The 21144-nt window shown below is 67.5% G+C and carries 15 protein-coding genes; 6 read left to right on the top strand and 9 right to left on the bottom strand.

Going from position 1 to position 21144, the window contains the following annotated elements; translation table 11 throughout:
• Positions 1-18: 18 nt before the first annotated feature.
• Entirely contained in the window at positions 19-1266 is a 1248-nt protein-coding gene (gene tap, locus MAAFP003_RS20815; RefSeq protein WP_096289631.1) for a multidrug efflux MFS transporter Tap, read from the bottom strand.
• A 71-nt stretch (positions 1267-1337) separates the two neighbouring features.
• Between tap and MAAFP003_RS20810 the strand changes: the two genes are divergently transcribed.
• From MAAFP003_RS20810 to MAAFP003_RS20800, 3 genes are read left to right on the top strand one after another with little or no spacing between them, the layout of a single operon-like run.
• Positions 1338-2174: a uracil-DNA glycosylase gene (locus tag MAAFP003_RS20810; protein ID WP_096289630.1), complete on the top strand. Its 837-nt coding sequence runs from the start codon at positions 1338-1340 to the stop codon at positions 2172-2174.
• Between the two features lie 6 nt (positions 2175-2180).
• Complete coding sequence (locus MAAFP003_RS20805; protein ID WP_096289629.1) at positions 2181-3311, top strand: FAD-binding protein; 1131 nt, start codon at positions 2181-2183, stop codon at positions 3309-3311.
• Positions 3312-3349: 38 nt separating this feature from the next.
• Positions 3350-4393 carry an LLM class flavin-dependent oxidoreductase gene (locus MAAFP003_RS20800; RefSeq protein WP_096289628.1) on the top strand — a complete coding sequence of 348 codons (1044 nt, stop codon included), beginning with the start codon at positions 3350-3352 and terminating at the stop codon, positions 4391-4393.
• On the opposite strand, the gene MAAFP003_RS20795 is transcribed toward MAAFP003_RS20800, so the two are convergent.
• The 3 genes from MAAFP003_RS20795 to MAAFP003_RS20785 form a co-directional block, all read right to left on the bottom strand.
• Positions 4390-8358: a bifunctional diguanylate cyclase/phosphodiesterase gene (locus MAAFP003_RS20795; protein WP_096289627.1), complete on the bottom strand. Its 3969-nt coding sequence runs from the start codon at positions 8356-8358 to the stop codon at positions 4390-4392. The two genes, MAAFP003_RS20800 and MAAFP003_RS20795, sit on opposite strands and share 4 nt — an antisense overlap.
• Positions 8359-8468: 110 nt before the next feature.
• On the bottom strand, positions 8469-8921 hold the full coding sequence (locus MAAFP003_RS20790) for a nitroreductase family deazaflavin-dependent oxidoreductase (RefSeq protein WP_096289626.1): 453 nt from the start codon (positions 8919-8921) through the stop codon (positions 8469-8471).
• 10 nt (positions 8922-8931) lie between these two features.
• Positions 8932-9360, bottom strand: coding sequence for an HIT family protein (locus MAAFP003_RS20785; RefSeq protein ID WP_096289625.1), 429 nt, complete (start codon positions 9358-9360; stop codon positions 8932-8934).
• 48 nt (positions 9361-9408) lie between these two features.
• On the opposite strand from MAAFP003_RS20785, the gene MAAFP003_RS20780 reads away from it, so the two are divergent.
• Entirely contained in the window at positions 9409-10797 is a 1389-nt protein-coding gene (locus MAAFP003_RS20780; RefSeq protein ID WP_096289624.1) for an amidase, read from the top strand.
• 5 nt (positions 10798-10802) lie between these two features.
• Here the strand turns inward: MAAFP003_RS20780 and MAAFP003_RS20775 are convergent, their stop codons facing one another.
• The gene (locus MAAFP003_RS20775) at positions 10803-11297 is read right to left on the bottom strand and encodes a DNA-deoxyinosine glycosylase (protein ID WP_096291301.1); all 495 of its coding nucleotides are present in this window, start codon (positions 11295-11297) and stop codon (positions 10803-10805) included.
• Positions 11298-11336: 39 nt separating this feature from the next.
• Here MAAFP003_RS20775 and MAAFP003_RS20770 point away from each other — a divergent pair, with 39 nt between their 5' ends.
• Positions 11337-12464, top strand: a complete 1128-nt coding sequence (locus tag MAAFP003_RS20770) for an adenylate/guanylate cyclase domain-containing protein (RefSeq protein WP_096289623.1) — start codon at positions 11337-11339, stop codon at positions 12462-12464.
• Positions 12465-12706: 242 nt separating this feature from the next.
• Entirely contained in the window at positions 12707-13267 is a 561-nt protein-coding gene (locus tag MAAFP003_RS20765; protein WP_096289622.1) for a hypothetical protein, read from the top strand.
• 47 nt (positions 13268-13314) lie between these two features.
• Here MAAFP003_RS20765 and MAAFP003_RS20760 read toward each other — a convergent pair whose 3' ends face one another.
• The 4 genes from MAAFP003_RS20760 to MAAFP003_RS20745 form a co-directional block, all read right to left on the bottom strand.
• On the bottom strand, positions 13315-15216 hold the full coding sequence (locus tag MAAFP003_RS20760) for a serine/threonine-protein kinase PknH/PknJ (RefSeq protein WP_096289621.1): 1902 nt from the start codon (positions 15214-15216) through the stop codon (positions 13315-13317).
• A 178-nt stretch (positions 15217-15394) separates the two neighbouring features.
• Positions 15395-17764, bottom strand: coding sequence for an FHA domain-containing protein (locus tag MAAFP003_RS20755; RefSeq protein ID WP_103175420.1), 2370 nt, complete (start codon positions 17762-17764; stop codon positions 15395-15397).
• Between the two features lie 153 nt (positions 17765-17917).
• Complete coding sequence (locus MAAFP003_RS20750) at positions 17918-19723, bottom strand: serine/threonine-protein kinase (protein WP_096289619.1); 1806 nt, start codon at positions 19721-19723, stop codon at positions 17918-17920.
• A gap of 243 nt (positions 19724-19966) precedes the next feature.
• On the bottom strand, positions 19967-21121 hold the full coding sequence (locus MAAFP003_RS20745; RefSeq protein WP_096289618.1) for a BTAD domain-containing putative transcriptional regulator: 1155 nt from the start codon (positions 21119-21121) through the stop codon (positions 19967-19969).
• Between the last annotated feature and the right edge of the window lie 23 nt (positions 21122-21144).

The following is a 21144-nucleotide window of genomic DNA, read 5'->3' as shown; positions in this document are numbered from 1 at the left end:
GGTGCTCACGTGCCGATTTTACGGCGCGGAATCCTCAGCAAACTCCGGCGCGCGATCGAGTTCGCGCAGCGACGGCAGCGCGCAGGCGATCAGGCCGACCACGATGATGGGCACCGCCAACGCCAGGAACGTGACCCGCAGCCCGGCGGCGTCGGCCAGCGGACCGGCTACCAATAAGCCCAGCGGGCCCGCGGCGAAGGTCAGCCCCGTCATCACCCCGACCACCCGGCCGCGCAGATGGTGCGGAGCCCGGGTCTGCATCACGTAGTTGTAGATCGGCTGGATCGGCCCGTATACCAAGCCGGTCAGCGCGCACAGCACCAGGATCACCGGCAGCGGCGGCAGGAACGCGATCCCGACCGACGCGGCACCGAACGTCAGCGTCGCGGTCAGCACGGCCGTGCGCCGCCGCAGATACTTCGACAGCACGGCATAACCGAGGGCACCCGCCACGCCGCCGGCCCCGAGCGCCATCAGCGCCCAGCCCAACTCCGCGGGTTCGTGACGATCGCTGAAGTACTTGGGAAACAGCACGCTTTCCATCGGCAGATACAGCGCCGTGACAACCAGATCGACCAACGCGAGCGTGCGTAGCACGCGCATGTTCCAGACGAAACGCAAACCCTCGGCGACGCCGGACACCAACCCGTCGGGCCGGGTGGCGTGATGCGGCTTGCCGATGCCCTCGAGCCGCAGCACCCCAATTGCGATGAACGACAACCCAAAACAGCCCGCGGTGATCCACATCGTGTTGACGCCGCCGACCGTGGCGATCATCAAACCGCCGATACCCGGACCCACGATGTAAGCCAGATTGAGAATCGCCTCGTACACGCTGTTGGTGCGGTCCAGCGACCAGTTGGCCCGCGCGGCGGCCTCGGGCAGCATCGACTGGCGCGCCGTTGTCCCGGCGGGGTCGAATCCGGCCGAAAGAAATGCCAATACGGCCAGCTCGGCGACATTGAGCGCATTCGCCCCGAATAGCCAGGCGATCACCGGAACCGAGGCCACCGCCATGCCGGACAACCAATCGGAGACCAGCGAAATGCGCCGGCGCCCGAAAAAGTCGACCGCGGTCCCGGCGACCAGCGTGGAGAGCACCAGCGGCACCGTCATCGCCGCTGCCACGATCGACGCGTCGCCTGCGCTCTCCCGGTGCTGCAGCGCCAGCCAGGGGAAAGCGACCAGCGAAATGCCGGTACCCGCGGTCGCCACCAGCGTGGCGAACAGGATCAGAAGTGCCGGACCTCGGCTGGAATGTGTCATAAATATCGCCGGGAGAATCTAACCCCAAAGCGATCGCGGCAGCCACCGAATTTCGTGCTCCTGTCGGCTGAATGCAGGATGTTCATGTGCTTGTTCATCCGAATACCGGATTGGCCTTCGATTCGCCGGTGCTGCCCGGCACCGGATGGCCCGGCGATCCGGCCGAACCGGGGACCCCGAAGGCCGCCGACGCGGCACAGGTCCGGGCGCTGGCCGGCGCGGCCGGCTCGGTGCCGGAACTGGACGCCGTGGTCAGCGTCTGTCGCGCCTGCCCGCGTCTGGTCGCCTGGCGGGAGGAGGTCGCCGTGGCCAAACGGCGTGCGTTCGCCGACCAGCCGTATTGGGGCCGGCCGGTGCCGGGATGGGGATCGATACGGCCGCGAATCTTCATCGTCGGGCTGGCGCCGGCCGCGCACGGCGCCAACCGAACCGGGCGGATGTTCACCGGCGACCGCTCCGGCGACCAGCTGTACGCCGCCCTGTATCGGGCCGGGCTGGTGAACCAGCCGACCAGCGTGGACGCCGCAGATGGGTTGCACACCAAGCAGGTTCGCATTTCCGCCCCGGTGCGATGCGCGCCGCCGGCCAACGCCCCGACCCCGGCCGAGCGTGACACGTGTTGGCCCTGGCTGGAAGCCGAATGGCGGTTGGTGGCTGAGCACGTGCGCACCATCGTCGCCCTTGGCGGGTTCGGCTGGCAGATCGCGTTGCGGCTGCCGGGTGTCACCGCGATGCGAGCAACGCCCAAGCCGCGCTTCGGCCACGGTGCCGTCGCCGAGTTACCGTCGGGCGTGCGTTTGCTGGGTTGCTACCACCCCAGCCAGCAAAACATGTTCACCGGTAGGCTGACTCCGGCAATGCTTGACGATATCTTCATTGAAGCCAAGAAGCTGGCAGGGATTAAGTGACCTTCTATGGTTAAAGTACTGATTTCCGGGGCCAGCGTCGCCGGTACAACGTTGGCGTATTGGCTTGGGCGGCATGGCTATTCGGTGACCGTTGTGGAGAGCCACCCAGGCCTGCGCCCGGGCGGGCAGGCCATCGATGTGCGCGGTCCGGCGCTCACGGTGCTGGACCGCATGGGTCTGCTGGCCGCCGCCGCCGATCGCAAGACGGGCATTCGCGGCTCCTCGGTCGTCGACCGCGACGGCAACGAGCTCTCCCGCGACACCGAATCGACGCCGACCGGTGGCCCCATCGACAACCCGGACATCGAGCTGCTGCGCGACGATTTGGTCGAGTTGCTTTACGAGGCAACGCAGCCCGCGACCGAGTACCTCTTCGACGACAGCATCACCGGTCTGCAGAACCGCGGCCTGGCCGTCGATGTGACGTTCGAACGTGCACCCGCGCGCAGCTTCGACCTGGTGATCGGCGCCGACGGTCTGCATTCCAATGTGCGCCGACTGGTTTTCGGTCCCGAGGAACGATTCATCAAGCGGCTGGGCACGCACGCCGCGATCTTCACCGTGCCCAATTTCCTGAATCTGGACTTCTGGCAGATGTGGCACTACGGCGACACCACGATGGCCGGGGTCTACAGCGCCCGCAACAACACCGAGGCGCGCGCCATGCTGGGCTTCATGGACACCGAACTGCGGCTGGACTACCGCGACATCGAAGCCCAATTCGCCGAGGTCGAGCAGCGGATGGCCGGCGACGGCTGGGTACGCCCACAACTGCTGAAGTACATGCGCGACGCACCGGACTTCTACTTCGACGAGATGGCGCAGATCGTGATGGATCACTGGTCGATCGGCCGGGTGGCGCTGGTCGGCGACGCGGCGTACTGCTGCTCGCCGCTGTCGGGCCAGGGGACCAGTGTCGCGCTGCTGGGCGCCTACATCCTGGCCGGCGAGCTCAAGCGGGTCAGCCAGGGCGACTGGGTCGACCACGGGGTCGGCTTCACCAACTACTTCAAGCGCTTTCACGGCTATACCGAGCGCACCCAGTTCCTGGCCACCGACAACATTCCCGGCGGGGCCCCGATCTCGCAGGAGCAGTTCGAGGCCGTCGTGAATTCGATTACGCCGAGCAACTACTAGCCGGGAACGAACCCCGCGCCGAATGCGTTGAGGCCATCGTGCGCCTTTCCGTCCTCGATCTCGTCCCGGTACGCACCGACCAGTCGACCGGTGACGCGCTGGCCGCGACCGTGCAGCTGGCGCAGAGCGCCGACCGGCTGGGCTACACCCGCTACTGGGTCGCCGAGCACCACAACATGCCCTCGGTCGGCGCGACCAGCCCGCCGGTGTTGCTGGCCTACCTGGCCGCCCAGACCTCGCGGGTGCGGCTGGGATCCGGCGGAGTCATGCTGCCCAACCACGCGCCGCTGGCCGTCGCCGAGCAGTTCGCCCTGCTGGAAGCCGCGGCGCCGGGCCGAATCGACCTGGGCATCGGACGGGCGCCCGGCTCCGACCCGGTCACGTCGTACGCGTTGCGCGGTGCCCGCTCAGCAGCCGAGCAAGATCGCGACATCGAGAACTTTCCCGAATACCTCGACGACGTCGCGGCGTTGATGAGTGCGCGCGGCGTGCTGCTTCCGTTGCGCTCCGGCGACTACCGGCTCAAGGCCACGCCGGCCGCGGCGAGCGAACCGCGGTTGTGGCTGTTGGGCTCGTCGATGTACTCGGCGCGTTTGGCGGCGGCCAAGGGGCTGCCGTATGTGTTCGCACATCACTTCTCCGGCAACGGAACCGAAGAGGCGCTCGAAATCTACCGCACGCGATTTGAGCCCAGCGCACTGACCGCCGAGCCCGTGACGTTCTTGACGGTGAACGCCGCCGTAGCCGAAACACGGGAAGAGGCAACGGCATTGATGTTGCCCAACTTGCAGATGATGGCTCGGCTGCGGACCGGACAGCCGCTGGGCCCGGTCCCGCTGGTCGAGGAGGCCGAGGTGGCCGAACTGACGCCGGCTCAGCAGCACATCGTGGACAGCGGGTTGGCGCGTGCCGTCCTCGGCACTCCGGCCCAGGCCGCCGAGCAGGTGCGAGCGCTGGCCGGGCAGTTCGGCGTCGACGAGGTGATGGTGAACCCCGTCGCGTCGGCTCATCGCGGCACCGACCCGGCCACCGCGCCGGGCCGGGTGGCAACGCTGGAGCTGTTGGCCAAGGAGCTGTTCTAGTCGGCTACCCCGGCCTGCTCCGACGTTCTCGGATTCTGTTGGGGCACATTGTGACTGATCCATTCCTCAAGCTCGGCCGGCGGCAACGGCGGGGTGTGTACGAACCCCTGGGTGATCGTGCAGCCGAATCGCTGCAGGGCGCTCAGCGTGACCTCATCTTCGACTCCCTCGGCCACCAGGTCCGCGCCCAGGCTGTCCGCCAGCGCCACCGTCGACCGCACGATGGCGACCGAGCGCGCGTCTTGGGCCAGCCGCGCCACGAAAATGCGGTCGAGCTTCAATTCGTCGACCGAGACATCCTGCAAGCGCGCCAACGACGACCAGCCGGTGCCGTAGTCGTCCAGCGAGACGCGCACCCCCAGGCGCTGCAACTCGGCTACGGTGTTACGCGACCGCGCCGAGTCGACCAGGGCGCTTTCGGTGATCTCGACGATCAGGGCGTCGGCGGGCAAACCGCGTGCCCACAGCAGCCTTTCGATCGAGCCGACCAGCTCGAGGTCGAGCAGGTTGGTCGTCGCCAGGTTCACCGCGACCGACGATGTGACACCCTTTTCGCGCCAGTACTGGATCTGTGAGAGAGCGAGTTTGAGTGTGCGATCAGCGATCTTGCGCATCAGCCCGGCTCGTTCGGCGGCGGGCAGGAATTCTTCGGGCAGCAGCACCCCGCGGGTCGGGTGGTCCCACCGCAGCAGTGCCTCGACGCTGTGCACGCTTCCGTCGCTGGTGTTGATCTTGGGCTGGTAATACAGCGTCGGCTCCTCACCCTCGAACAGCGCGGCGCGCAATTCCTCGACGAGGTTGGGGTCGGTGTCGCGGTGCAACTCGAACGCCGAGTCGTAGACCGCGATCTTGCCCAGAGCGGATTTGGCGTGCGGCATCGCCGCCTCGGCGCGACTCAGCAGGTCCTGCGGATGCTCGCAATGGTCCGGGCACAGCGCGATGGCGATGCGCGCATCGACTCGCACCGTGATTGCGTCCAATGCGAATGGCTCGCTTAGGGATTCGAGCAAGCGGCCCGCCTGGGCCCGGGCGCCGGTCAGGTCGGATCCCTCGGTCAGCAGGATCGCGAATTCGTCATCGGTCACCCGCGCCAGAAGATCCTCGCGGCGCACGGTCGTGGCAAGCCGGTCGGCGATATGGCGCAACAGCTCGGCACCGAAATGGCGGCCGAGTGAGTCGCTGATCTCGTCGATCTCGTACAGCTTCACCAACAGCAACGCCTTGCGTGACGGCGTCTTGAGTGCCGGGTCGAGCTCTGCCGACGGGGAGTCGGACATCGACGTCAGCGCGGTGGCCAGTGACCGCCGGTTGGGCAATGTCGTCAACTCGTCGGTCATGGCGTGCTTGTAACTTTCGGCCATCATGCTGACGTCGCGCAGCGTCAGCGAAAACCGCACGGCGGCCGTAACCAGGCTCAAAGCCGCCAAAGCCGTTGCCAGTCGCGAGTTTTCGTCCAAGATGATCACGCTCAGTGCGACTGCCGTGCACGCTACCGGCACGGCGTAGGAGCCGAATCCTCGCTTGAGTGCCGGCGGTACCGACGCGGCGGGCGCCCAGCTGGCCATGGCCACCAGTAGCGACGCCGCGGGCCAGGCGGCATCCAGCGTGGTGCCGACCCGGTAGGAGCCCGCGGCCGTCTCGAAGAGATAAACCGTGTCGGCGAGCGCAAATCCCACCAGCCCGGCCACCAGTAAGAGCCAGCGAAATTCGTTGCGCCAACCCACTACTGGCAGCATGCCGGCGGCCAGGGCCGCCAGCACCAGATCTCCCCACGGGTAGAGCAGTCCTACCAAGACGGTGTCCGGCGTCCGGGTCGCCGCCGCGTGGAAGGGTCCGGCCCGCAGCGCCACACCCAGTGCGGCCATGGCCAAACCACATACCAGCGGATCGAGGCGGATCGGGATCGGTACGGCGGCCAGGCGTGCCCGGACGAGCAGCAGCAGCCCGAGATAGACGAATGGGTAGAACGCCAGATACTCGGCGTCGGCCACCGAGGGCGACTGCCCGTCGGGCACCCGCAAGAGGTAGACAAAGTCGCCGACGGCCGAGCTTGCCATACCGAGCGCAATCAGCCACCAGGCCAGTCGATCGGCCGCGACGCGATAGGCGCGTGCTCCAATGAGCATGGCCGCCAACAGGTTCAACGCCGCGTACAGGATATTGGTGAAGGCGGTGTCTTTGGCATTGAGTCCGGCCAGGCTGGTCGCGGTAAAGGTGATCACGCCAATTGCCAAGAACGCCATAGTAATTCGTACTGGCAACGGTCCCCATTGTGGGCCTTCGGGCGGGTCCGCCGCGACGGCCGGCATCGATGTGTTCGGGTGTGCCCCCGCGGTGCGTGGCGCGCCGGAGGCGCCCGAGACGGCGGCCGAAACGGGCACCCAGTCCGCCAGTTTGGCCGGCAACGCCGAGGCCGCCGAGACCGCCGACTCGGTGGACCGCGGGAATGTATAGGAGAACGGAATGTCGGGCACAAAACTGCGGACGCAGTGTCCGCCTTCCCGTTTCGCGGTGTACATGGCCAGGTCGGCGTGCCGGAGAAGCTGGTCGACGGTGCACGTCGACGCGGCCGTGGCCACGGTGAAGCCGATGCTGGGTCGCACCGCGACGGGCACGCCGTCGATCACGATCGGGGCGCTGAACGCCTCGAGCACGTCCTGCGCGGCGGCCTGGGACTCTTCGACGGAACCTTCGAGCAGCACCGCGAATTCGTCACCGCCGAGGCGGGCGATCAGGCCGTTGTCGTGCAGGGCGGCGGTGAGGCGTCCGGCTACCCGGATGAGCAGCTCGTCGCCGGCCGGGTGCCCAAGGCCGTCGTTGACCGCCTTGAAGTTGTCCAGGTCGAGGCACAGCACCGCTATCGGTGCGCCGTCTTCATTTCGAGCCGCGACGGCGTCTTCGAGCCGATGCAGGAAATGCGGCCGATTCGCCAGGCCGGTCAGGCTGTCCCGAAACGCCTCCCGCGCGACCGCCGACAACAGCTCCTGGTTCTCGGTGAGCGCGATGAATTGCCGGACCAGCACCGCGCCGACGAGAATGCCCAGCAGAGCGGTCAACACCCCGTGCTGGGCCCGGACGATGGCGCCGAATCCGACGACCGCGGCCAGCGCCAGCGGCAGGTAGGGCAACCACAGCAGGGTGCGCGACAACACCTCGCTGCGCGACGCCGAGACCTGGGTGGTCTCGTTGACGCTGGCCAAGGCGCCGAGCGTGATCATGCACAGTCCGGCCACTCGGCCCAGGTCGCCCAGATCGCTGACGTGATAGCTGCCTATCCCGGTGTCGAACACCATCGTGATGTCGGCAATGCTGATCACCGCGATGCCGGCGGCCACCAGGCTGCGGCTTGGTCGCTCACCGGGGCGGCCCCGGGACAGCATCAGGATCGCCGTCGTCAGCAGGATGCCGTCGTTGACCACCTGTGCGACCGTCGCGGTCCGGGAGCCGGTGGTGTCACGCAGCTGCTTTTCCAGCACGAAGACCCACGACACCACGAGCAGCGAGGTGACCAGGATCAGGCCGTCGAGCACCAGCCGCCGCGAACTGTGCCGAGACACGTTGGACAGCGCCACCAAGGACGTCATGGCGCCGAATGGCCACAGCAGCAGCACGATCTCGGCGGCCGCCGGGTGCGATGCGTGGTCCAGCTGGGAGCGCACGTCGTAGAACGCCCAGATGAGCTCGCCGATCGCCCAGCCCAGCTGGGCCGTCACCATGGCCAGCCAGCCCAGTCTTCGACGCCCGTCGGCGAAGCGCGCGGCTCGCAGACAACATGCCGAACCGAACAGCAGACTCCCCGCCAGCGCGATCTCGTCGACCGGGCGGGTCGCGTAGGCGCCTTCCAGGTTCCGGACGTCCGCGATGACGATCAGCAGGCCGGCGCAGCCGTATCCCGCGACGACGAGCCACCCGAGGCGCGCGGACAGCCCGAATCGCTGCCACGGGATCCCCGTCCAGCGCTTCATTGCCGCTCCAGCCGATCAGTCCCCCCGGGTGAACGCATGGAGGCTTCACCAGTGCTAGGGCAGAATAAACGTCCCCGTTGGCTTAGCTGGTGCTTTTGTGCAGGTTAGTGCTATTTGGTAGGCGTTAACGCGACGATCGGGATCGGCCGCGACGTCCGGGTCTGATAGCCCTCGTACCGGTTGGCGTTGTTCTTGTTGACGATCTGCCACAGGCGCGCATAGTCGGGGTCATCGGGACCGATGCTGCGCGCGGTGACCGCGAAGCGCTTCGAGCCGACGTTGATTTCGCACTCCGGACGCTTGCGCAGGTTGTGGTACCAGCCGGGCGCGCTGTCGCTACCTCCATAGGACGCGACGACCAGGTACGAGTCACCGTCCTTGGCGTAGCTCAGGGTGGAGGAGCGCTGCTGGCCGGTCTTGGCGCCGATCGTGTGCAGCAGCAGGCTGTCCGGCATGCCGGGTATGTGGTGGCCGATCCGGCCGTCGGTTTTCCGGTAGAGCGAGTCGTGAACGCGCAGCAGTGGAGCCAGAAAGATCCGCTCCAGGGTGGTGAGGTTGCTCATGAAGTCAGTTCTACTGACTGGCGTCGATGCGTGCCAGCGCGTCGCGCAGGATCTGCCCGGTGGCCTCGCGATCGGGGTCGCGGCGTAGCAACATCCCCTTGGCCACCGACAGCTTGTCGCCGTTGCGGCGGGGCAGCACGTGCAGGTGGATGTGGAACACGGTCTGGAAGGCCGCACTGCCGTCGTTGATCCCGATGTTGGTCGCGTCGGCCAATTCGGTCGCCCGGGCGGCGCGCGCGATCCGCTGGCCGATGGCGATCATCCCGGCCAGCGTCGACGGCGGGGTGTCGGTCAGATCGACGGTGTGCTGTTTGGGGATCACCAGCGTGTGCCCGCGGGTGAACGGGCGGATGTCGAGGATCGCCAGGTAGTCGTCGTCTTCGTAAATCCGGATGGCCGGAGCCTCCCCGGCGACGATCGCACAGAACACGCAGGACATGTCGCCACCGTACTGGGGCCGGGCCGACCCGAGGGTTACGCTGCCGCAGTGGACGCTCGCGATGTCGCATTCGCCGGTGCGGGCGCACTGGCACGGATGCTCGCCGACGGTGAAATCAGCGCTGTCGACCTGCTCGAGGTCTACCTGGAACGGATCGCTCGGCTGGACAGCGACCTGCGCTGTTACCGCGTGGTGCTGGCCGACAGCGCACGTGAGGACGCCTACGCCGCTCAGGAACTGCTCGACGCGGGCGAGCGGCTGCCGCTGCTGGGCGTGCCGATCGCGATCAAGGACGACGTCGACGTCGCGGGCGAGGTGACGGCCTGCGGCAGCGGCGGCCACGGTCCGCCGGTGACCTCCGACGCGGAAGTAGTCCGCCGGTTGCGCGCGGCCGGCGCGGTCATCATCGGAAAGACCAATGTGCCCGAGCTGATGATCTTTCCGTTCACCGAGTCGCTGACGTTCGGCGCGACCCGCAACCCGTGGAATCTCGGGCGCAGCCCCGGCGGGAGCAGCGGGGGTAGCGGCGCCGCGGTCGCCGCCGGGCTGGCCCCGCTGGCGTTGGGATCCGATGGCGGCGGCTCGATCCGTGTCCCGTCGTCCTGGTGTGGGCTGTACGGTCTGAAGCCGCACCGCGATCGCGTCTCGCTGGAACCGCACGACAACGCCTGGTACGGCCTCTCCGTGAACGGCCCGATCGCGCGCTCGGTGGCCGATGCGGCGCTGTTTCTCGATATCACCTCGACGATCCCGGGACCCGAGGGCGAGTTCGTCGCCGCGGCGTCGCGCGATCCGGGCAAACTGCGAATTGCGTTGAGCACCAAGATCCCGACGGTTCCGCAGCGGGTCGGTCGCGAAGAGCTGGCGGCGGTCGAGGCGGCCGGTGCGCTGCTGCGCGATCTCGGGCACGAGGTGATCACCGCCGATCCCGACTATCCAGTGGCCCAGCTCTATACGAACTTCCTGCCGCGCTATCTGCGCGGCATCTGCGACGACGCCGACGCGCAGGCTCACCCGGAACGGCTCGAGTCCCGCACCCGCACGCTGGCGCGGATGGGGTCGTTCTTCTCGGACCGCAGGATGGCAGCCGTGCGGGCCGCCGAGGAAGGCATGAACACCAAGATTCAGTCGATCTTCGACGATGTCGACGTCGTGATCACGCCGGGCACCGCGGAAGGGCCGTCGCGCATCGGTGCGTACCGGCGCCGCGGCGCGGTGTCGACGCTGTTGCTGGTCGCCCAGCAGGTGCCGTACTTCGCTCCGTGGAACGCGACCGGTCAGCCCGCCGCGGTGGTGCCGTGGGATTTCGACGGCGACGGCCTGCCGTTGTCGGTACAGCTGGTGGGCCGGCCGTTCGACGAGGCGACGCTGCTGTCGCTGTCCGCGCAGATCGAAGCGGCGCGACCGTGGGCGCGCCGCCGACCGCCGGTGTCATGACGGGGTCATAGCCGCAACATCTCGCGCCAGGCCGCCAGCTTGACGCCGGGCCGGGTGGCATGGGCCGGGCTGCTGGACGGCAGCCGGTGGAACTCGATCCGCTCGTCGGGCTGGGCCAGCCTGCGGTACATCTCGGCCGCCTTGGCGCCGTTGAAGTAAACCCCGGCGATTCCCGGGTAGTCGGCGAACAACCCGGCAAAGTCGTTGACCACCAAGCTTTTCGGATCGATCGCCGAGTCGGCACTACCGGCTCGGCGGCAGCTGCGCAGCACGTCCCACAGCGCCACCCCGCGGGATCGCAAAACGGTCAGCCGGGACTCGTAGGGCGCGTCGGGGTCGAATCCGAAAAGCGCACCGGCGATGGGCCAGAACGCATTTCGCGGATTGGCGTAATACTGCTGGGCCACCAGCGACTGGGCACTGGGAAACGAGCCCAGGATCAGCACCCGGGCGCGCTCGTCGACGACGGGTGCGAAACCATGCAGCAGCGGCGGGGTCATCACTGCCATCATCGCCCGCCGGCGTTGTAGGTTGGCCACGTGGACGACGAGGTCGACGCCAACATTGACGATCTGCTCGACGGACTCGACGGCGACGCGCGCAGGGAACGCGCCGAGCTGGTCGCCTGGCTACTGGGACAGGGCGTCACCCCCGCGGAGATCCGGGCCACCAATCCGCCGCTGCTGCTGGCCAGCCGTCGCCTGATCGGAGACGACGGCACCTATGTGTCGGCGCGCGAGATCAGCGAGCAACACCACATCGACCTGACGCTGCTGCAGCGCGTGCAGCGGGCGATCGGGCTGGCCCGGGTGGACGATCCGGACGCGTCGATCCACATGCGCGCCGACGGCGAAGCGGCCGCCTACGCGCAGCGCTTCGTGGAGCTGGGGCTCAACCCCGACCAGGTCGTGCTGGTGGTGCGGGTGCTCGCCGAAGGCCTCTCGCACACCGCCGAGGTGATGCGGTATGCCGCGCTGGAGGCGATCATGCGCCCGGGAGCCACCGAGCTGGAGATCGCCAAGGCATCCCAGGCGCTGGTGGGCCAGATCGCGCCGCAGCTCGGACCGATGATCGAGCAGATGCTGTTCATGCAGCTTCGGCACATGATGGAGACCGAAGCGGTCAACGCCGCCGAGCGCGCCGCGGGCGAACCGTTGCCGGGCGCGCGCGAGGTCACCGTCGCGTTCGCCGACCTGGTCGGTTTCACCAAGCTGGGCGAGGTGGTCTCGCCCGAGGAGCTGGGGCAACTGGCCAGTCGGCTGGCGGGGCTGGCCCGGGACGTGACGGTCCCACCGGTCCGGTTCATCAAGACGATCGGGGACGCGGTGATGTTCGTCTGTCCCGAGCCCGCGCCCTTGCTCGATGCCGTGCTGAAGCTTGTTGAAACGGTCGATACCGACGACGACTTTCCCCGGCTGCGGGCGGGGGTGGCCGCCGGGATGGCGGTGAGCCGGGCCGGTGATTGGTTCGGCCGCCCGGTCAACGTCGCGAGCCGGGTCACCGGCGTGGCCCGCCCCGGCACCGTTCTGGTCGCCGACTCGGTGTGGGAGGCCGTCGGCGAAACCCTGGAGTTTTCCGCGTCTTTCGCGGGCGCACGCCGCCTCAAGGGCGTCAAGAATGAGGTCAAGCTGTTCCGGGTGCGCCGCGGCGACGGTGACAACGACTGAGTCCGTTACAGGTTTAGGCAGGCCCGGGCGGCGCTGGGGGGCGTCTGACACGGTCCGACGCGGCCGGCTCCTTCCCCTCTGCCGGCGCTTTGACTTGGCCGCTTCCGGGCCTGCTTCGTGATCAAAAATACGCCTGTGAGCGGGCCATATCAACGGTTTTGCGGTCCATGCCCAGGACCGGTTGCCGTTCGCCGCGAGCGAACCGGTCCTGATTACATGTGCAACGGTGTAATGATGTAATCATGAAATCACACCATCACAGTTCTAGGCGGTACGGCCGCCCCGGGGGCTGGCAGCAAGCCCAGCAACCCGATGCCACCGGCGCGGCGGAATGGTTCGCCGGACGCCTGCCCGAAGGCTGGTTCGACGGCGACCCGACGGTCGTGGTGGACCGCGAGGAGATCACTGTCATCGGCAAGCTCGCGGACGCGGCCGAAGACAGCGAGGCGCGCGCCGAGGGCCGGGCCTCACGGTTCCGCGAGGAGACCCGCTCGGAGCGGATGCGCATCGCCGACGAGGCGCAGGATCGCTACGGCCGCAAGGTTTCCTGGGGCCTGGAGATCGGTGGCGAGCGAATCCTGTTCACGCACATCGCAGTTCCGGTGATGACGCGCTTGAAGCAACCGGAACGCCAGGTGCTCGACACGTTGGTGGACGCCGGTGTCGCCAGGTCTCGCGCCGACGCTCTGGCGTGGTCGGTCAAGCTCGTCGGCGAACACACCGAGGAATGGCTCGCCAAGTTACGCGACGCGATGTCGGCGGTCGACGACCTGCGCGCCCAGGGGCCAGACCTACCCGAATAGGCTCCCGAATAAGCTAATGCCGCAGCGCCGCTTAGGTATTGGCGTCGCTAGGTGTTGTTCACCTTGTCGACGATCTTTTCGGCGATCTGGCTGGACTGATCGCTGATGTGGTAACCGCAGGCGTTGACGTCGACGATCACATTGTTCGCCACGCTCATCGCGTGCTCACACTGCCAGCCGTCGGCCCCCTCCTGGGTCTGCAGCACCGATATCTTCGGTGAATTGCCTTGGACGGGGGCGAAAGTCCACCGATAGGTCTTGCCCGAATTGTCCACCGTCACCGTCTGGCCGACACACTTCTTCCACTTGTCCAGCGAGCCCTGCAGGAACGCCTTGGCCTTGTCGGCGGTCGGGAAGGCCACCACCGCCTGGTTGACCCAGTGGTCGTTGTTGTCGCCCGGTTCGGCGGACACCAGGCCGTAGATGCCCGTCCAGCCACTGCCGGCGTACACCGGATCCTGAGTCGTGTACAGCGCGCCCTCGCAGTCCGGTATCGACACCGTCATCGAGGAAGTGCCCATCGTCGTAATGGGCTTGCCGGGCTGGATGTTCGTCGCGCCCATGATGGTGTTGATATCCGAGGCGCTCAGCAGCAGCGAGTTGAGCCGCGTGGACGCAATCGGTTCCGGTGGCGGCTTGGGGTCGGGAATGATCAGCCAGATAGCCACCGCGCTGACCACGACCACGAGCAGCACGGCGGCCGCGGCGATGATCGGCCACGGATTGCGCTTGGGTCGGGGCGGCTGCTGGCCCAGGTTCCACTGGGTGGGGCCGACGGGCTGCGCGTGCGGGTGGGCACCCGATGGCGGGCCGCCCCAGTTGCCGCTGCTGCCTTGGTAATACTGCGGGCCCGAGACGGGCTGACCCGGGGTGGGGACGGGCCCGCTCTCGGGCGCCCAGGGCCGCGGGCTCGGAGCGTGGTGCGGCGGCACCGGCGGGGAGCTCGGACGCGGATACGGCGTCGGCGTCGGCGGCGGCGAGGGTGTGGCCGGCCGCTGCACGGGCGGCGCGGCCGCGGTGCCCGCGATCGTCGGTGGCTGCTCGAGCTTGTCCTTGCCGGGCAGGGTCGCTTCCTGACTGCGGCGCAGGATGTCCGACGCATGGTCTTGATCGGGAGTGCTCAGTGCCTCATGCGCGGCCAGCGCCAGATCGCCCGCGCTCGCGTAGCGGTCTTCGGGCTTCTTGGCCATCCCGCGTGCGATCACCGCGTCGAAAGCCTTGGGAATGCCCGCGCGGACCGCGCTGGGCAGCGGGACGGGATCGCTCATGTGCGCCTTGACCAGCACACCGGCGCTGTCGGCGCGGTACGGCGGGGCTCCGGTCAGGCATTCGTGCAGCACACACGCCAACGCGTAGATGTCGGCGCGGTAGGTCACCTCGTCGTTGGTGAATCGCTCCGGGGCCATGTATTTCCAGGTGCCGACCGCGGTGCCGAGCTGGGTGAGCTTCTCGTCGGTGGTGGCGCTGGCGATGCCAAAGTCGACGAGGTAGGCGAAATCATCCCGGGTGACCAGGATGTTGGGCGGCTTCACGTCACGGTGCATAACGCCGGCGGCGTGGGCGGCATCCAGAGCCGACGCGATCTGGGTGATGATCGCGACCGCGCGTGGCGGCGTCAGCGGACCGTACCGTTTGAGCAAGCTGTCCAGGTCGGTGCCCTCGACGAGGCGCATCTCCATGAACATTTTTCCGTCGATCTCGCCGTAGTCGTGGATCGGCACGACGTGCGGTTCCTGCAAACGGCCCGCGGTGCGCGCTTCGCGCTTCATCCGCTCACGAAAGACGGGGTCCGAGCTGAACTGGTCCGACATCAGCTTGACCGCGACGGTCCACTCTTTGACGGTGTGCTCGGCCTCGTAGACCTCGCCCATCCCACCCCGGCCCAGCAGCCGTTTCAGGTGGTAGGGCCCGAACGTCGAGCCCTCCCGTGAGGCCTGCCCCTCGCTCATCGCTGATCCTCCAAACCAACCGCAGACCCGCCGACCATATCAACAAAATCCCCGCAAACCCGTCGGCCGCAATGCCCGGCAAGCACGCACGACGGTGGGCGCGGCCGACCCGCCGCTCGGCGACGGCAAACGCCGACGGAACGCCTCCGTCTCGATCGCGGCCCCCGGGGGGCGAGCGTCACTTGGCCGCTTTGCGTTGCGGGTCAAGCTGTCTGAGTCGCAGCGCGATCAGGATGATCAAGACGATCGCCTGGATGGCGCAGGCAGCCGCGGCCGTCCACCAATCGCCGGGGTCGTACTCCCACAGCGGGTCTTCGTCGCCGCCCGCGGTGCGGCGCAGATCGTCGAGATCGATGGTCGAGGCGGCCATCGCGTAGGCCCAGCGTGACGGCGATAGCCACGCCAGTTGCTCCAGCGGGATGCGGCCCTTCACCCCAAACATGCCGCCGCACAGCACGAGTTCGGCCATGACGACGAGCACCAGCAGCGGCATGCCGCGGTCGGCGTTGCCGATCATCGCCGAAATCAGCAGACCGATCAGCATCGAGACCACGGTGACGGCGACGACCGCCATCGCCACTTCGGCTCTGGGCCAAGGCAGGACGACGGCCTGGTCCGGGGGAGGCAGGCCGACCACCCCCAGGAAGCCCAGAATCAGCCCTTGCAGTGTGGTCAACGCCGTTAAAACCACCACTTTGGAGGCCAGATAGGCGACGCGCGACAACCCGATGCCGTGCTCGCGTTGATAGATGGCCCGTTCCTTGACGATCTCGCGGATCGAGGCGGCGCAACCCATCAGGGCGCCCCCGATGATCAGCAGCACCAGCAATTGCGAGGGCTGGGTGGACTTCGTTTCGATGGCCTTGGTCAGCGACAGCCCGGCCTCCCCGGGGACGGCGTGCGCGAACAGACTCAGCAGCAGCGGCAGGACCAGCAGCGTCACCGCGTACTGGCGATCCGCGGCGATGACCGCCAGATACCTGCGGCACAGCGTGGCGAATTGGGCGACGGCGCTCTGCTGGGCGACCGCCTTCGCGGGACGGCTGGCCGGAGCCGGGGCCTTCAGCGTGGCGTGCGGTCCGGTCAGGGCGCCGTGAATCGGCGATGCGACATAGCGGCCGGTCCAGTCGGTCGTGGTGTCGTGTTCGAGGAGGTTGAACAGGTCGGCGAAGTCGTTGCAACCGAAGTAATTCAGAGCCTGTTGCGGGGGACCGAAGTACGCCAGCCGGCCGCCCGGCGCCAGGATGAGCAGCCGGTCGCACAGATTCAGTTGCGCCGTGTTGTGGGTGACCACCACGACGGATCGACCGTCGTCGGCCAGCGCGCGCAGCGTTTGCATGACGGACTTCTCGTAGCCCGGATCGAGTCCCGAGGTGGGCTCGTCGAGGAACAGCAGGGATGGTTTGGTCAGCAGTTCCAGTGCGACGCTGGTGCGCTTGCGCTGACCGCCCGACAGGCTGTCGATCCGTTGATTGGCATGTGCGGCCAGCCCGAGCTCGCCCAGCACCTCGTCGATGCGCTGCCTTCGTTCCCGGGTCGATACGTCCTGCGGAAAGCGAAGCTGCGCAGCGTAATTCAGCGCTCGTCGCACCGTCAACTGAGTGTGCAGGATGTCGTCCTGCGGCACGAAGCCGATCCGGTGCCGCAGCTCGGCGTAGTTCTGATAGAGGTCGCGATTGTCGTATCGGACCTCACCGCTAGAGGCCGGACGGAATCCGGTCAACGCGCTCAACAACGTGGATTTGCCTGCGCCGCTTGGCCCTACCACCGCCATGAAGCAGCGTTGCGGTAGGGCGAAACTGACGTTGGCCACCAACACCTTGCCCTTGTTGGAGACCACCCGCAGGTTCGACGCCTGGTAGGACACGTCGCCGGTGTCGGTGTATTCGACGAGTTGGTCGCCGGACAGGTGCAGCAGCTGGTGGCCGATGCCGACGATGTCGTTCGGGCCGATGATCGCGCGCGCGATCCGGTGACCGTTGACGTAGGTTCCGTTGGCGCTGTTGCTATCTACCAGTTCCCACTGTTGTCCGGAGCGGCGCAGCACCGCATGGTGGCGAGAGACCAGCAAGTCGTCGAGCACGACGTCGTTGTGTGTTCCGCGGCCAATCCCGATGGTTATCTGGTCCATCGCGTAGACCGCGGTTGGAGGCCGGGCCACCGTGGTCTCGCCGACCGACCCCATCGTCGGCGCGACGGTTTGGGTCCGAGCCGGACTCGGAGGTGGGGCGATCGGGCAGAGCTCGAGCGACTGCCCGGAGGACGGCGACCCCAGCACGACGGTGATCGGCTGGGTTATCGGCAGGCTCTGGACTCGCCGCCCGTTCACGAACATGCCGTTGTTGCTGCGGTTGACCAGAACCCAACCCGCGGGCGTCGGCTGTAGCACCGCGTGCTGGCGCGACACTCTCGGGTTTTCCAGCTGAATGTCGGCCTCGTGCGCACGGCCAACGCTCCAGGACCGGCCAGCGGTGGCCTGCCAGGTACGCCCACCCGCCCGCAGTTGTAGCCCGGGAATGGTGGTGACCATGTCGGTCCTGTCGTCCACGCATTGCCTCCGCTGTGTTAGCTAGCCGCCTCGAGAACGGTACTCACATCCACCACTTGTATAGCTGATCCAGGCGTGGTCCTCGCGTTATTGCGCCCTCGGGCGCGGTTGCTGGCAATGCCGTTGGGCTGGTTGATCTTTAGCTGCCGCGGGTCAGCCACCGTATTTGGTCCACCAGGTGTGCAGCTCCTCGATGGTCGGGGGGTCGCCGAAGACGTCGCACAGCAGCAGCTTGACCTGGTTGCTCCACACCATGTTGGGGTGGTTGTTGTAGGTGCCGCAGGCGACCACGCCGACGTCGACCTTCGGGTCATTCGGGTGCTGCCAGGTTTCCGGGTTGTTGGTTTCCCCGGGACAGGTCGCCAGCGTCAGGAGCTTGATGTCGGCGTCCGTCGCGTCTTTGAGGACACCCGGATTGGGGAAGAGCCCATAGCGCGCTTTGGACGGGCCGCCGGGGTTGGTGTTCTGGTCGCAGTCGACCACCGCCAGCGCGTCCGACCACACGGTGTTGGGTTTTGCGGTGGCCGGTGTGCACACGCCGCTCGGGTAGCCGGGGGGCACCATGCTGAGCAGCTGGCCTTCCAGGTCGCCGGGCGCGGGTGTCGTGGTGGTGGGGGTGGTCGTGGTCGTGGTCTTGCGCGGGGTGGTGGTGCTGGTCGGTGGGGGATGCGGAGTGGGTTTGTCGTCCTCCTTCGTGGCCAGGTAGACGCCGATCGCGGCAAGCACCAGGACCACGACCAGGGCGACCGCTCCGATCACGATCGGCCAGGGGCTGCGTTTGGGTTTGGGCGGCGGTGGCTGTCCCAGCGTCCAGGTAGTGGGCCCGGCGGGCGGGGGTGCGCCCGGCGGCGTGCCACCCCAGTTGCCGCTGGTGCCTTGGTAATAGTGCGCGCCGGAGGCGTGCTGGCTCGGAGTCGGCACCGGGCCGCTCTCGGGTGCCCAGGGCCGGGCGGTCGGTGTGGGCCGCACCGGCCCGGAGCTCTGGCCCGGATACGGCCCCGGCGGCGTACTGGGCGGCGGTGGCGCCGTGGCGGGAGTGGTCGGGGGAGGGTCGCTCTTGATCTCGGCGGCCAGGGTGGCCTCGACGCTGCGGCGCAGGATGTCGTCGGCGTGGTCTTGATCGGGGTTGCTGAGCGCCTCGTGGGCGGCCAGCGCCAGATCACCGGCGCTGGCGTAGCGGTCCTCGGGCTTTTTGGCCATGCCGCGCGCGATCACCGCGTCGAAAGCCTTGGGGATTCCCGAGCGGACCGCGCTGGCCTGCGGGATGGCGTCGGTCGTGTGAGCCCGGACCAGCTCGCCCGCGGTGCCCGCGCGGTACGGCGGGGTGCCCGTCAGGCACTCGTACAGTACGCAGGCCAACGCGTAGATGTCGGCGCGGTAAGTTACCTCGCCGTTGGAAAAGCGTTCGGGCGCCATGTATTTCCAGGTGCCGACCGCGGTGCCGAGCTGGGTGAGCTTCTCGTCGGTGGTGGCGCTGGCGATGCCGAAGTCGACCAGGTAGGCGAAGTCGTCGCGGGTGATCAGGATGTTGGGCGGCTTGATGTCGCGGTGCATGACGCCGGCGGCGTGGGCCGCGTCGAGGGCCGAGGCGATCTGGGTGATGATCGCGACCGCGCGCGGTGCGGTCAACGGTCCGAACCGCTTGAGCATGTCGTCCAGGTCGATGCCCTCGATGAGGTGCATCTCCATGAACATCTGGCCGTCGATTTCGCCGTAGTCGTGGATCGGCACGACGTGCGGTTCCTGCAAACGGCCCGCGGTGCGCGCCTCGCGCCGCATCCGCTCACGAAAGACGGGGTCCCGGCTGAACTCCGCGGTCATCACCTTGACCGCGACCGTCCACTCCTTCACGGTGTGCTCGGCTTCGTATACCTCGCCCATCCCGCCCCGGCCCAGCAGCCGCTTGAGGCGGTAGGGCCCGAACATCGTCCCGACCCGCGAGTTCTGCTCCTCGCTCATCGCTGATCCTCCAAACCGACCGCAGACCCGCCGACGATATCAACAATTACGGGCAGATCCTCGCTCGTAACCACCGCGACTAGCAACCATCACGGTAGGCCGTCGCGCATCCGAACGCGTGACAAATCGCGAGATCCCCGCGCGGGCGAGTCGCCCACCGACACCGGTGCGGCCCGGCGAAAAGCCTTGTGGTGATTGACCATGCCAGCATTTATTACGAAAGAACTTGTACGACAACAATATTCAGTTTGCTGCGTCGCTGTTGTAGCCCCGGGGGATCTCGAACGTGAATTCGTGGTCGCAGATTCGGACGTGATCGCCGTCCTTCAGCGTGGCCGCCGAGCGGATGCGTTGGTGTTGCACGTGTACGCCGTTGGACGACCGCAGGTCGTTGATGATGTAGCTGGTGCCGGTGTCGACGATGACGGCGTGATGGCGGCTCACGTTGGCGCTGGCCAGGACGATGTCGTTGTCACTGAGACGCCCGATCCGGGTCTCCGCCATGCGCAGTGGGTAACTGCGACCCGACGCCTCGTGCAGGTAGGCGGCGGGCTTGCCGGCGGGGACCTTGGTGCGCTGGTCCAGCAGGGTGATGGTGCCCACCGCCGTGGTCCGCGCCGATTTCTTGGCGTCCAGCGGCTCCTGGCGCAGGATCTTTTCGTTCAGGTCACGCAACGTCGGGCCGGGGTCGATCCCGAGCTCGTCGGCCAGTGTCGTCTTCACCCGCCGGTACGCGGCCAGCGCGTCGGATTGGCGGTCGGTCAGATAGTAGGCCGTGATCAGCTGGGCCCACAGCGGCTCGCGATAGGGGTGCTCGGTGATCAGGACCTCGAGGTCGCTGACCACGGAGGCGCCACGTCCGCAAGCGATTTCGGCCTCTGCCTTCGCGGTGTGGACGAGAATTTTCTCCTCCACGAGCGAGGTGGCGAAGGTGTCGACGAACTGAAAGTCGCGCAGGTCCTCGAGCACCGGTCCCCGCCATTGCGCCAGCGCCGTCGACAGGTGCTGGCTGGCCTGCTCGAACCTGCTGAGCGCGGCCGCCTGCACGCCCGCGGTCTTCTCCGTGATGAACCGTCCCAGATCGCAACTGTTTTCGTCGACGGTGAGCCGGTAACCCGGCGGTGCCGCGGCCAGCACCACCCGCGGGTCAATACCCGCGCCGCTGAGCAGTTTGCGCAGATTCGACACGTAGGAGTGGATGCTGGCCCGGGCGCCGGACGGGGGCTCGTCCTGCCACAGGGCGGTGATCAGCCTTTCGACGCCGACCGGGCTGTTCCGGTTCATCAGCAGCATGGCCAGCACCGCCCGCTGTTTGGGCGTGCCCAACGGCACCATGGTGCCGTCAACAGTCATCTCCAACGGCCCGAGCAGGCCGAATTCGAGACTTTTGTCTACCATCGTCGCTAACCAGCCCTTCCGGG

Source organism: Mycobacterium ahvazicum, assembly GCF_900176255.2.
GTDB classification, from domain to species: domain Bacteria; phylum Actinomycetota; class Actinomycetes; order Mycobacteriales; family Mycobacteriaceae; genus Mycobacterium; species Mycobacterium ahvazicum.
This window is presented reverse-complemented; position numbering and strand designations above follow the sequence as displayed.

What these genes read in the sequence shown, in the direction of transcription:
- MAAFP003_RS20775 (WP_096291301.1), bottom strand. Translation starts at nt 11,297, where the DNA reads ATGACCCCGCCGCTGCTGCATGGTTTCGCACCCGTCGTCGACGAGCGC.
- MAAFP003_RS20805 (WP_096289629.1), top strand. Translation starts at nt 2,181, where the DNA reads ATGGTTAAAGTACTGATTTCCGGGGCCAGCGTCGCCGGTACAACGTTG.
- MAAFP003_RS20760 (WP_096289621.1), bottom strand. Translation starts at nt 15,216, where the DNA reads ATGAGCGAGGGGCAGGCCTCACGGGAGGGCTCGACGTTCGGGCCCTAC.
- MAAFP003_RS20750 (WP_096289619.1), bottom strand. Translation starts at nt 19,723, where the DNA reads ATGAGCGAGGAGCAGAACTCGCGGGTCGGGACGATGTTCGGGCCCTAC.
- MAAFP003_RS20765 (WP_096289622.1), top strand. Translation starts at nt 12,707, where the DNA reads ATGAAATCACACCATCACAGTTCTAGGCGGTACGGCCGCCCCGGGGGC.
- MAAFP003_RS20795 (WP_096289627.1), bottom strand. Translation starts at nt 8,358, where the DNA reads ATGAAGCGCTGGACGGGGATCCCGTGGCAGCGATTCGGGCTGTCCGCG.
- MAAFP003_RS20810 (WP_096289630.1), top strand. Translation starts at nt 1,338, where the DNA reads ATGCAGGATGTTCATGTGCTTGTTCATCCGAATACCGGATTGGCCTTC.
- tap (WP_096289631.1), bottom strand. Translation starts at nt 1,266, where the DNA reads ATGACACATTCCAGCCGAGGTCCGGCACTTCTGATCCTGTTCGCCACG.
- MAAFP003_RS20745 (WP_096289618.1), bottom strand. Translation starts at nt 21,121, where the DNA reads ATGGTAGACAAAAGTCTCGAATTCGGCCTGCTCGGGCCGTTGGAGATG.
- MAAFP003_RS20785 (WP_096289625.1), bottom strand. Translation starts at nt 9,360, where the DNA reads ATGTCCTGCGTGTTCTGTGCGATCGTCGCCGGGGAGGCTCCGGCCATC.
- MAAFP003_RS20790 (WP_096289626.1), bottom strand. Translation starts at nt 8,921, where the DNA reads ATGAGCAACCTCACCACCCTGGAGCGGATCTTTCTGGCTCCACTGCTG.